9 protein-coding genes and 1 pseudogene are annotated in these 12680 nt (G+C 55.8%); 8 read left to right on the top strand and 2 right to left on the bottom strand.

The genetic code is table 11. The features are described from left to right. The first annotated feature begins 269 nt into the window (after positions 1 to 269). Together JZY04_RS12575 and JZY04_RS12570 are read left to right on the top strand one after the other, a co-directional pair. Positions 270 to 1505 (top strand): site-specific integrase, encoded by a 1236-nt coding sequence (locus tag JZY04_RS12575; RefSeq protein ID WP_008645569.1) that lies wholly within the window; start codon positions 270 to 272, stop codon positions 1503 to 1505. Between the two features lie 11 nt (positions 1506 to 1516). After that, positions 1517 to 1879 carry a hypothetical protein gene (locus tag JZY04_RS12570; protein WP_008645570.1) on the top strand — a complete coding sequence of 121 codons (363 nt, stop codon included), beginning with the start codon at positions 1517 to 1519 and terminating at the stop codon, positions 1877 to 1879. Positions 1880 to 1958: 79 nt separating this feature from the next. Here JZY04_RS12570 and JZY04_RS12565 read toward each other — a convergent pair whose 3' ends face one another. Together JZY04_RS12565 and JZY04_RS12560 are read right to left on the bottom strand one after the other, a co-directional pair. Further along, positions 1959 to 2264 (bottom strand): helix-turn-helix domain-containing protein, encoded by a 306-nt coding sequence (locus JZY04_RS12565; protein WP_008645571.1) that lies wholly within the window; start codon positions 2262 to 2264, stop codon positions 1959 to 1961. A gap of 39 nt (positions 2265 to 2303) precedes the next feature. Next, positions 2304 to 2597, bottom strand: coding sequence for a helix-turn-helix domain-containing protein (locus tag JZY04_RS12560; protein WP_032535412.1), 294 nt, complete (start codon positions 2595 to 2597; stop codon positions 2304 to 2306). A 250-nt stretch (positions 2598 to 2847) separates the two neighbouring features. On the opposite strand from JZY04_RS12560, the gene JZY04_RS12555 reads away from it, so the two are divergent. The 6 genes and pseudogenes from JZY04_RS12555 to JZY04_RS12530 all read left to right on the top strand — a co-directional run. Beyond that, positions 2848 to 3240, top strand: coding sequence for a helix-turn-helix domain-containing protein (locus tag JZY04_RS12555; RefSeq protein WP_008655856.1), 393 nt, complete (start codon positions 2848 to 2850; stop codon positions 3238 to 3240). A gap of 3 nt (positions 3241 to 3243) precedes the next feature. After that, entirely contained in the window at positions 3244 to 3594 is a 351-nt protein-coding gene (locus JZY04_RS12550) for a helix-turn-helix domain-containing protein (RefSeq protein ID WP_008655857.1), read from the top strand. Between the two features lie 19 nt (positions 3595 to 3613). Beyond that, a complete protein-coding gene (locus tag JZY04_RS12545; protein WP_008645573.1) occupies positions 3614 to 5191 on the top strand; it encodes a DUF4099 domain-containing protein in 1578 nt (525 codons plus the stop codon). Positions 5192 to 5250: 59 nt separating this feature from the next. Beyond that, positions 5251 to 7341, top strand: coding sequence for a type IA DNA topoisomerase (locus tag JZY04_RS12540; RefSeq protein ID WP_008645574.1), 2091 nt, complete (start codon positions 5251 to 5253; stop codon positions 7339 to 7341). A gap of 163 nt (positions 7342 to 7504) precedes the next feature. Then, a complete protein-coding gene (locus JZY04_RS12535; protein WP_008645575.1) occupies positions 7505 to 7957 on the top strand; it encodes a DUF1896 domain-containing protein in 453 nt (150 codons plus the stop codon). After that, a pseudogene (locus JZY04_RS12530) lies at positions 7947 to 12623 on the top strand (N-6 DNA methylase); the annotation flags it as partial. The gene JZY04_RS12535 and the pseudogene JZY04_RS12530, both read left to right, overlap by 11 nt. Positions 12624 to 12680: the final 57 nt, after the last annotated feature.

The following is a 12680-nucleotide window of genomic DNA, read 5'->3' as shown; positions in this document are numbered from 1 at the left end:
GGTTTCAGTCGTGCTTCCGATTATTCGTGAAGCCATCGCAATCACCGCTGAAGCCAAATCAGGACGCCGCTACGTTACTTGTCCGTAACCATGCACGGAATGGCGACAAACGGACACGGATAACGAAACAAGGCGTTAAGGATTAGTGAGTTACTGACAACTCACGCAACAAATCCGGTTACGGAAAAAGATTGCGCCGTTCCTCCCCGTTTTGCGTACCGGCGACGGACTCTTCACCAACTAATTTTGAACCTAAAAAAATAAGGACGATGAAGAGTACATTTTCAGTAATCTACTACCTCAAACGTCAGGTAGTGAAAAAGGACGGGACAGTACCCGTCATGGGACGCATTACGGTGGACGGCAGCCAAACGCAGTTCAGCTGCAAACTGACCGTCGATCCCAAGCTGTGGGACACCAAAGGGGGACGTGTCACGGGCAGAAGCTCGGCGGCACTCGAAACGAACCGCATGCTCGACAAGATGCGTGTGCGCATCAACAAACACTATCAGGAAATCATGGAGCGTGACAACTTCGTCACGGCGGAGAAGGTCAAGAACGCCTTTCTCGGACTGGAACATCGCTATCACACGCTGATGCAGGTGTTCCGGCAGCACAACGAAGACTACGAGAAACAGGTGGATGCTGGCATGAAAGCCAAAGGCACGCTCCTGAAGTACAGGACCGTTTACAAGCACCTGCAAGAGTTCCTCACCATCCGCTACCGCGTGAAGGACATCGCGCTGAAAGAGCTTACGCCCGCCTTCATCTCCGACTTCGAGATGTTCCTGCGCACGGACAAGCACTGCTGCACCAACACCGTGTGGCTGTATGTCTGCCCCTTGCGGACGATGGTGTTCATCGCCATCAACAACGAGTGGCTCACACGCGACCCATTCCGGGAGTATGAAATCAAGAAGGAGGAAACGACACGCAGTTTCCTGACGAAAGAGGAAATCCGGCTGCTGATGGAGGGCAGGCTGAAAAACGCCAAGCAGGAGCTTTACCGCGACCTCTACCTGTTCTGCGCCTTCACGGGCCTGTCGTTCGCCGACATGCGCAACCTGACGGAAGAGAACATCCATACCTACTTCGACGAACACGAGTGGATAAACATCAACCGCCAGAAGACGGGCGTGGTGTCCAATATCCGCCTGCTCGACATCGCAAAGCGCATCATCGACAAATACCGGGGTCTGTGCGGGAACGGCAGGATTTTCCCCGTTCCCCACTACAACACGTGCCTTGCCGGAATCCGTTCCGTCGCCAAGCGTTGCGGCATCACCAAGCACATCACGTGGCATCAGAGCCGACACACGGCAGCCACGACGGTGTTCCTCTCCAACGGCGTACCCATCGAAACGGTCAGTTCCATGCTGGGACACAAGAGCATAAAAACGACGCAGATATACGCGAAAATCACCAAAGAAAAGCTCAACCAAGACATGGAGAACCTTGCCGCAAGGTTGAACGGCATCGAGGAATTTGCAGGTTGCACCATCTAAAAAGAAAAGCCATGAAACGTGACATAATCATCATAGAGGACAAGGCGGTCAGCGTAACCGGTAACGAGATATGGATGACCTCCACAGAAATCGCCGGACTGTTCCACACGGGCGTCCCGGCAGTGAACGCCGCCATCAGAGCCGTCCGCAAGCCGGACGTGCTGAACGACTACGAGGTGTGTCGCTACATGCGGCTTGAAAACGGGCTTTCAGCCGACGTGTATTCGCTGGAAATCATCATCCCCATCGCCTTCCGGCTGAACACCTACCATGCACACGTGTTCCGCACGTGGCTGGTGGGCAAGGCACTCTCGAAGGAAAAGCGGCAGGCATACGTGATGTTCATACAGAACGGAAAAGCCGGGTATTGCTAAACACGCATAAAAAGAAAAAAGAAAAAGGAAACGGACAGCCCGTATGGAGTTGCCCGTTTCCTTTTTTCATGCAGCCGCCTTATTCCATCGGCTTGCGGTAGTTCGCCTCCAATAGTTCACGCAACCCCGATTCGGGGTAAAGCACCTTCCCTCCCAAAAGTATAAAGGGCAGCACCCTGTTGTTGCGGTACTCCTGCAAGGTGCGGCGGCTGACACGGAGCAGTTCCGCCACCTCCCTGTCCGTCAGGTAACGCTCCCCGTCCAACGGCGGGCGGTAACTTTCCAGAAAGGCGGAGAGCCATTTCGAGCCTTTGCGCATGTTCTGCACGACGGTGGCAAGCGGCTCGTCCTCCATCGTAAACACTTCATTGTTCTCGTTCATCATAACTTCGGATTCAGTGGGTTGTGAATAATAAAAATCAAATCATTTTCCGCCGGGATAGAGCGTGCCGACAAGCGGAATGAGCCTTTTGACCTCCTCCGGCTTGTAATAGAACCTGCGGTTTATCTGCGAGTAGCCGATAAGCCGCCTGTCACGCAAAGTCTGCAACGTGCGCGGGCTGATCCTCAACTGCCCGCAGACCTCCTCGCCCGTGAGCCACCTTTCCATCCGCCCGCCGTCGCTCCTGCGCCTCAGGGCGGCTACCTTCTCCGCGAGGGCGTTGAAGGACGCCACCATCATCTCGAAGGTCTTTTTCTCGATAGATACTATTTCCATAAGCAAAACATTTCAGAGTTTGCCGCAAAGGTAACGAAGCCGCCTTGAACACGTACCGTTTCCCGCTAAAAGGCAGCTTGTTGCGCCGTCTGTCCGGGTTACGGAGCCATTATCCGTAAAAATCTTACGTGAGCCACGTAGTGAGCTGTTAAAGCCCATTTGGTTTATTGCCGAATTTTGTCGCAGAAACATAGCGCAAGCCGAGCGCAGAACGTCAAGCCCGCTTGAACGGTATGCCGAGGCGCAGCCTATGTTCATGCAAATAAACCAAAAGAAAGAACTGAATATGAAAGTGATAACGATGGAAAGTTCCGCCTTCACCGCATTGACGGAACAGATAGCCGAGATAGCGGCACACGTGCGTGCCGTTTCCGGCGGTAGGAAGGAAGAAGCTCCCGACAGGTTGCTCACCACCCGCGAGGCGGCGCACCTGCTGAACGTGAGTTGCCGCACCCTCCAGCGCATGCGCAGCGAACAGCGCATCGCCTATGTCGTGCTGCGCGGCAAGTGCCGCTACCGGCAGTCGGAAATCGACCGCCTGCTCGAAGACAGCACCGTTACGGGCGAAGCCGCGACACCGGAACAGTTGAAACGCAACCACACGCTGCGCACGGGCGGCAGACCCAAAGGAAGGAGGACGTAAGACATGGAACTGCTTACCCGCAACAATTTCGAGAACTGGATGCAGAAGGTGATGGAACGGCTCGACCGTCAGGACGAGATGCTGCTCTCCATGCAGCCGTCCGGCAAAGCCCCGAACCCGATGGACGGGATCAGGCTTTTCGACAACCAAGACCTGTGCATACTGCTCCAGATCAGCAAGCGCACCCTGCAACGCTACCGCAGCATCGGCGCGCTGCCCTACAAGACGCTCGGCAAAAAGACCTATTACAGCGAGGCGGACGTGCTGACGTTCCTCTCCGAACATGTAAAGGATTTCCGCAAGGAAGACATAGCCTTCTACAAGGCTCGTATCCATAATTTCTTTCAAAAATAACCATTAAAACATTTTTCAGATGGCAAAGAAAAAAGACGAAAAGGACGTGCTGGTTGTCCGTGACGAGAAGACGGGCGAAATCAGCGTGGTAGCCGGGCTGAACGCCGACGGCTCCCCCAAGCGTATCCCCGCGAAAGCGGAGAACGCGCAGAGTTTCCTGCAATTCGACCGGCACGGCGACGTGCTGGACAACTTCTTCAGGAACTTCTTCCGGCAGTGCAGGGAACCCAGCCGCTTCGGTTTCTACCGTGTCGCGGCGGACCAAGCCGACAAACTGCTGGAGGTTATCAAGGACTTGCTGAAAGATCCCGACGGCAACAAGGAGATGCTTGCGCCCCACAAGGTGGACACCTCCGGCTACGAAAAGAAAGTACAGGAGGAGCAGTCCGCCGAAAAACAGGAACAACCGGAACAGAAACAAGATGACGAACCTAAAAAACAGGAAGAAATGGAACAGAAAAACGAACAGAATCAGGAAAGTCCTCAGCAGACGCAGGGCAACCGGGGCTACCAGCCCATCGACGAGAGCAAGATCAACTGGCAGAAGTTGGAGGAGAAATGGGGCGTGAAGCGCGACGACCTTGAAAAGTCGGGCGACCTTAACAGGATGCTCAACTACGGCAAGTCCGACTTGGTGAGGGTGTCGCCCAATTTCGGCGGAGAGGCTTTCGAACTGGACGCCCGCCTCTCCTTCAAGAAGGACGGCGAGGGCAACGTCAGCCTTGTGCCGCACTTCATCCGCAAGGAGCAGAAGCTCGACGACTACAAGGAACACAAGTTCTCCGACGATGACCGGAAGAACCTGCGCGAAACGGGCAACCTCGGCAGGGTCGTGGACCTCGTGGACAGGGAAACGGGCGAGATCATCCCCTCGTTCGTCAGCATCGACCGCAAGACGAACGAAATCACGGATGTCTCGGCCAGCAAGGTGCGCATACCGGAACGCATCGGCAAGACGGAAATCACCAAGCAGGAGCAGGACATGCTGCGTGCCGGTCTGCCCGTGCGTGACAAACTCATCGAACGCAAGGACGGCAGGAAGTTCGTCACCACCCTGCAAGTGAACGTGGAGCAGCGCGGCGTGGAGTTCGTGCCGGGAACCGGCAGGTCGCCCCGTGCCGTCCAGACACAGGAAAATAAGGAGAAACAGGCGCAAGGTACGGAAAACACAGCCAACACGAACAAGGAGCAACGCCGCAACACGTGGACGAACGCCGACGGCAGCATCCGCCCCATCAGCAAATGGAGCGGCGTGGACTTCACCGAGCAGCAGAAAGCCGACTACGTGGCGGGCAAAGCCGTGAAACTGGAGAACGTGACCGACAAGCAGGGCTTCCACGCCACGATGTACATCAAGTTCAACCCGGAGAAGGGACGCCCGTACCGCTACGACACCAACCCCGACAACGCGCAGAAGGTCGCGCCTTCCAACGAGAGCCGCACGCAGGTGGCGGTGAACAGCGAGGGCAAGACCAACGAGGCTACCAAGAACCTGAAGGAGCCGTTGCGGAAGGGACAGACCGCCCCGAAGGACACCGCGCAGCAACAGCAGCAGGAGAAGCCGCAAAAAAGAAACAATAAGGGCATGAAGATGTAATCCGGTGTCCGCCACTAAATCCGAAGTAACATTTGTAAAATTCAAAACGACAGAAGAATATGAAGACAATCATTGCAGAAAAGCCGTCTGTGGCACGTGAGATCGCCCGTATCGTGGGCGCGACAAAGAGAGAGGAAGGATATTTCGAGGGAGGCGGCTACGCCGTGACTTGGGCGTTCGGACATCTCGTACAGCTTGCCATGCCCGACGGCTACGGCATACGCGGCTTCGTCCGTGACAACCTGCCCGTCATCCCCGACACCTTCACGCTCGTCCCCCGTCAGGTAAAGACGGAGAAGGGCTACAAGCCCGACAGCGGCGTGGTGACGCAGATCAAGACCGTCACCCGGCTATTCAAGGAAAGTGAACAGATCATCGTGGCGACCGATGCCGGACGCGAGGGTGAGCTTATTTTCCGCTACCTCTACCATTACACCGGATGCGCCACCCCGTTCGTCCGCCTCTGGATAAGCTCGCTTACCGACAAGGCTATCCGCGAGGGACTGCGCAACCTTGAAGCGGGCGGCAAATACGACGACCTCTATCTTGCCGCCAAAGCGCGGAGCGAATCGGACTGGCTCGTGGGCATCAACGGCACGCAGGCACTCTCCATCGCCGCCGGACACGGCACTTACTCCGTCGGGCGGGTGCAGACACCTACATTGGCGATGGTGTGCGCACGCTACTGGGAGAACCGCCGCTTCACGCCCGAAGCCTTCTGGCAGCTCCATATCGCAACGGACGGCTGCGACGAAGGAACTGTGAAGTTTTCCTCTTCCGAAAAATGGAAAGAGAAAGAGCCCGCGACGGAACTGTATAATAAGGTGAAGTCGGCAGGCACAGCCACCGTCACGAAAGCCGAACGCAAGGAGAAGACGGAGGAAACACCGCTCCTGTACGACCTGACCACGCTCCAGAAGGAAGCCAACACCAAGCACGGCTTCACGGCGGAACAGACGCTTGAAATCGCGCAGAAGCTCTACGAGAAGAAGCTCATCACCTATCCGAGAACCGGAAGCCGCTACATCCCCGAAGACGTGTTCGCCGAAATCCCCAAGCTGCTCGCCTTCATCGGGGCTTTGCCCGAATGGAAAGGCAAGGTGCAGCCGAAAGCCGTCCCGACACGCAGAAGCGTGGACGGTAGCAAGGTGACGGACCACCACGCCCTGCTCGTCACGGGAGAGAAACCGCTGTTCCTCTCCAAAGAAGACAACACCGTCTATCAGATGGTTGCCGGGCGCATGATCGAGGCGTTCTCCGAGAAATGCGTCAAGGACACCGCTACCGTCACGGCGGAGTGTGCCGGAGTGGAGTTCACGGTGAAAGGCAGCGTCATCAGGCAAGCCGGATGGCGTGCCGTATATGGTGAGGAGGACAAGGAAGAAACCGCCATCCCCGGCTGGCGGGAAGGCGACACGCTGACGTTGAAAGGCTGTTCCATCACGGAGGGAAAGACCAAACCCAAGCCGTTGCATACCGAAGCAACCTTGCTCTCGGCTATGGAAACGGCGGGCAAGGACATAGAGGACGACGCACTCCGTCAGGCTTTGAAGGACTGCGGCATCGGCACGCCCGCCACCCGTGCCGCCATCATCGAAACGCTCTTCAAGCGCGGCTACATGGAACGCTGCAAGAAATCGCTTGTGCCGACAGAAAAAGGGCTTGCCCTTTACTCTGTCGTGAAGACGATGCGCATCGCCGACGTCGCCATGACGGGCGAATGGGAGAAGAATCTGGCACGCATCGAGCGCGGGGAGCTGCCCGCCGACACCTTCTGCAAGGAGATAGAGGCGTACACAAAGGAGATTACCTCCGAACTGCTCTCGTGCGACAAGCTGTTCGCCCGCAGGGATTCCGGCTGCAAGTGTCCCAAGTGCGGAACGGGCAGTATGCAGTTCTACGGCAAGGTCGTCCGCTGCGACAACGCGGACTGCGGGCTACCCGTGTTCCGCCTGAAGGCGAACCGCACCCTTTCCGATGACGAGATCAAAGAGCTGCTCACCGATGGGCATACGAAGCCGCTCAAAGGCTTCAAGAGCAAGCAGGGCAAGAGCTTCGACGCCATAGTCGCCTTTGACGGGGACTATAACACGACTTTCGTGTTCCCCGAAAGGAAAACGAGCAGGAAATTTTCAGGACGGAAGAAATAGTATTAACTTTGCCACTTGTTCAGAGTAATGAATTGTTCTTCGATACCGGATTACACTCATACTTTGGATTTAGTGGTGGCACTCGGAGGGATACCGAGTGCCTTTTCATTCTCCTTTTCAGACGATTATCCCCATCATTATCAACCCACTAAATTCCAAAGTAATGAACAACAAGAAGAAAAACGAAGGTCAGACCGACTTTTCCTATTACGGTCTGTACCTGCTGGACTATCTCCGCACGAACAGGTTTGAACAGGCTTCCGACGATGCCTTCATCCGGGAACGTGCCGACCGTGCCGCCGAAACGTATGAGCGTGCGCGGCTCGAAGGCTATCCGTCCGAGGGGGCGCAGGAGTTGGCGATGGACACGCTCCTGCGTGGTCTTCGCTATTCCAAGTACGCCATCCTCCGCGAAGTCGTGGAAAACGAGTTTGCCGACGAAGTGCCGGAAAAGAAACGCGAAGCCTTCATCCGAAAGCTGCTGCCGCCTGTCGGCAACGTATTCTCCGCCTATGATCTTTCGGACGACAACTTCGCCCTGTCGCCCGAATACGACCTGCTCTACACGGAGCTGACGGGAGCCGTCGTCCTTTATATCGGGGAATATGGCGTTTAACCGCAAACAACGGCTGCGGGACAACATCGAGGCGATACGGACGGCATTCATCCTTGACAGGGAACGGAGGACGGCAACCGCCGAGGAACAAGCCATACTTCGGAAGTATTGCGGTTTCGGCGGGTTGAAGTGCATACTGAACCCGGCAAAGGAACTGACGGATGCCGTGCATTGGGCGAAATCGGACCTCGAACTGTTTGCCCCTACGGTGGAACTGCACAGGCTGGTGCGTGAAAACAGCAAGGACGATACGGAGTACAAGCGGTACGCGGATGCCATGAAGCAGTCCGTGCTGACCGCATTCTACACACCGCCGGAGATAACCGGCACGATTGCGGAGGCTCTGCATGAACACGGCATACGTCCCGACCGTGTGTTGGAGCCGTCGGCGGGCGTGGGCGCATTCGTGGATGCCGTGCTGGAAAACAAGCCGGACGCGGACATCATGGCTTTCGAGAAAGACCTGATGACGGGCAAGATATTGGGACACCTGCATCCCGACCAAAAGGTAAGGGTGCAGGGATTCGAGAAGATAGAGAAGCCCTTCACGGATTATTTCGACCTTGCCATCTCGAACATCCCGTTCGGCGACGTGGCTGTGTTCGACCCGGAGTTTACAGGAAGCCAAGACCCGGCAAGGCGTTCCGCACCGAAGGCAATACACAACTACTTCTTCCTGAAAAGCCTTGACGCTGTGCGTGAGGGCGGCATCGTGGCGTTCATCACCTCGCAGGGGGTGCTGGACGCACCGTCCAACGCACCCATACGCGAGTATATGATGCGTAATGCCAATCTGGTGGGTGTCGCACGCCTGCCGAACAATCTCTTCACGGACAACGCGGGTACGGAGGTGGGCAGCGACCTGATTATCCTGCAAAAGAACAGCGGAAAGAACGGGGAACTGTACTACAACGAGAAACTTTTCATGCAGACCGAACAGACGCCCATCGGCACTTCGGTGAACGGGTATGTATGGAGCATCAGCTCTCTTTCCAATACGGATTTAATCAGAGGCACAGACCCTTACGGGAAACCTGCCTATCAACTCCTGCACCGGGGCGGCATCGGGCAAATGGCGGAGGACTTGCGGGAACATCTGAAAATCGAGTTGCATCAGTTTGACAAAGAACTGTATGAAATGTACAGCCTGCATCCGGCACAGGGGAAAAGCACGGTTACGGAAACCATTTCCATACCAGTTGTCACTCCTGAGATACAGCCACGTAATGAAATGGCAGCCAAGCCCGAAGCGGTAACACCGCAGCCGGAGGAAGAAAAGCCGGAGATAGAGCCGCACCGTCCCGATTATTCGGAGGGCGTGCAGCTCTCCCTGCTCGACCTCTGGGGCATGACCGAGGAGGTACGCAAGCAGGAAGCACCCTCCAAGAAGAAAAAGACGGCGAAAAAGGAAAGCCCGGCAAGACGTATGCCTCCCAAACCGCAGGCGCAGGTTACGCCGAAGGTTACGACCGCACCGCCACAGCCGTCTGCCGCACCACCGACGGAGAACAGGGACAGCCAAGAAACAAAGCCGGTGAGTGTCGCAGCCAAAGCCGATCCGGATGATATTTACGCCACTTTGGATTGGGATACCAACCCGCCCATCAACGGCTTCTATGAAATGATGATGGACCTCACGCCGGAGCGACGCAAGGAGCTTCGCAGGCTGGCGGCACAGCATCAGGAGAAACGGCAGCATGTCCCGGACGTGAAAGCCGCACCGGAGCAGGAAACACGGCAACCCGAAACGCAGCCGGAAGTTGCCGCCACTCCTGCCGCTCACGCAACGGAAACGGCTGCAACCTCCCTTTTCCCCGAAATGGAAGCGGAAAAACCGGAGGAGGAACCTCTCGACCTTTCTCCCCGTCCGTTCAACGGCATGCTGGAGCCGCACTATCGTGACGGCTCTATGGTACTGGATGCTTCACGCAATCTCGGTTATTTGAAAGACCTCACGCCTTACGGCGCGACATTCCAACCGCTTGACCTGACTGGCTACCAGAAGGAGAAAGCGATGTTGTATGTGTCACTCCGTGATTCATACGAGCGGCTTTACCGCTACGAGGCGGAGTATCACGATGAAGGGTCTGCACAACGCATAGCGTTGAACACCTGCTACGATGAGTTTGTCATGCGCTACGGCAACCTCAATGCCAAGCAGAACGTGAAACTGTTGATGATGGATGCCGCCGGGCGCGACATCCTTTCGTTGGAACGTGCGGAAGACGGCAGGTTCGTCAAGGCGGACATCTTCGAGCGTCCCGTTTCCTTCTCGGTGGAGAGCCATGCCAACGTAAGCTCTCCCGAAGAGGCACTCTCCGCATCGCTCAACAAGTTCGGCACGGTCAATCTCGACTATATGCGGGAGATAACCGACAGCACGGAAGAGGGATTGCTTGACGCCCTCAAAGGACGCATCTTCTACAACCCGCTCGTAACCGGTTACGAGATAAAGGACAGGTTCATCGCCGGGAACGTGATAGAGAAGGCGGAGCGCATCAAGGCATGGATGGGTGACAACCCAGAAAACGGGCGTATGCCGGAAGTGAAGCAGGCGTTGTTGGCTCTGAAAGAAGCCGAGCCGCCGCGCATCGCCTTCGAGGACCTCGACTTCAATTTCGGGGAACGCTGGATTCCGACGGGCGTGTACGCCGCCTACATGAGCCATCTTTTCGACACGGACGTGAAAATCGCCTACTCCGCAAGCATGGACGAGTATTCGGTGGCGTGCGGCTACCGCACCATGAAAATCACGGACGAGTTTTTAGTGAAGGGCTATTACCGGAACTATGACGGTATGCACCTGTTGAAACACGCCCTGCACAACACCTGCCCCGACATGATGAAGTCCATCGGCAAGGATGAGCATGGCAATGACATCAAGGTGCGCGACAGCGAGGGCATACAGCTCGCCAACGCCAAGATTGACGAAATCCGTAACGGGTTCTCGGAATGGCTGGAAGAGCAGTCGCCGCAGTTCAAGGAACGGCTGACGACAATGTACAACCGCAAGTTCAACTGTTTCGTGCGACCGAAGTATGACGGTTCGCACCAGACGTTTCCCGACCTCAATCTGAAAGGATTGGCAAGCCGGGGTATTCAAAGCGTTTATCCGTCGCAGAAGGATTGCGTCTGGATGATAAAACAGAACGGAGGCGGGATCTGTGACCACGAAGTTGGAACAGGTAAAACACTGATAATGTGTATTGCAGCGCATGAAATGAAGCGTCTGAACTTGGCGCACAAGCCGATGATTATCGGCTTGAAGGCGAACGTGGCGGAGATAGTAGCCACTTATCAGGCGGCATATCCTAATGCGAGGATTCTCTACGCTTCGGAAAAGGATTTCTCGACTGCCAACCGCGTGCGTTTTTTCAACAACATCAAGAACAACGACTACGATTGCGTCATCATGTCGCACGACCAGTTCGGCAAGATACCACAGTCGCCGGAGTTGCAACAGCGCATCCTGCAAGCGGAGCTTGACACGGTGGAGGAAAACCTTGAAGTGCTGCGGCAGCAGGGCAAGAACGTGTCGCGGGCGATGCTGAAAGGATTGGAGAAACGCAAGCACAACCTTGTGGCGAAGTTGGAGAAAGTGGAACACGCCATCAAATCCCGCACGGATGACGTAGTGGACTTCAAGCAGATGGGCATCGACCACATCTTCATTGACGAGAGCCACCAATTCAAGAACTTGACTTTCAACACCCGGCATGACCGTGTGGCGGGGTTGGGAAACTCGGAAGGAAGCCAGAAAGCCCTGAATATGCTTTTTGCCATACGAACTATACAGGAGCGCACGGACAAGGACTTGGGGGCTACGTTCCTGTCCGGCACAACCATTTCCAACAGTCTGACGGAATTGTACCTGCTCTTCAAGTATCTGCGTCCGAAGGAATTGGAAAGGCAGGATATCCGATGCTTCGACGCATGGGCGGCAATTTTCGCCAAAAAGACAACCGACTTCGAGTTCAACGTGACGAACAATGTGGTTCAGAAGGAGCGTTTCCGATATTTCATCAAAGTGCCGGAGCTTGCCGCCTTCTACAACGAGATTACCGATTACCGCACGGCGGAGGACGTGGGTGTGGATCGTCCGCGTAAGAACGAGATACTGCATCACATACCTCCCACGCCCGACCAAGAGTATTTCATCAAACAGCTGATGCAGTTCGCCAAGACGGGTGACGCCACGCTGCTGGGCAGACCGCCCCTGTCGGAAACGGAGGAGAAGGCGAAGATGCTTATCGCCACCGATTACGCGCGGAAGATGGCTCTCGACATGCGCATGATAGACCCGCATTATGAGGACCACCCCGACAACAAGGCTTCCCACTGCGCCAAGACGATTGCGGAGTATTACCACAAATACGACGCGCAGAAAGGCACGCAGTTCGTGTTCTCGGATCTGGGAACATACCAGCCGGGCGACGGATGGAACGTGTACAGCGAGATAAAGCGGAAGCTGACGGAGGACTACGGCATCCCGGCAAGCGAGGTGCGCTTCATTCAGGAGTGCAAGACCGACAAGGCACGCAAGGGGGTGATAGACGCCATGAACGCCGGAACGGTGCGCGTGCTGTTCGGTTCCACTTCCATGCTCGGAACGGGTGTGAACGCGCAGAAACGGTGTGTCGCAATCCATCATTTGGATACGCCGTGGGTGCGACATGAAGTCGCATAGATAATTGTTGGAATGATACTTACGGGTATCAGTTTT

Origin of the sequence: Bacteroides sp. 11BF (assembly GCF_019633765.1) — a bacterium.
GTDB lineage: Bacteria > Bacteroidota > Bacteroidia > Bacteroidales > Bacteroidaceae > Bacteroides > Bacteroides hominis.
The sequence above is the reverse complement of the archived record's forward strand: the minus strand, read 5'-3'. Positions and strand labels throughout refer to the sequence as shown.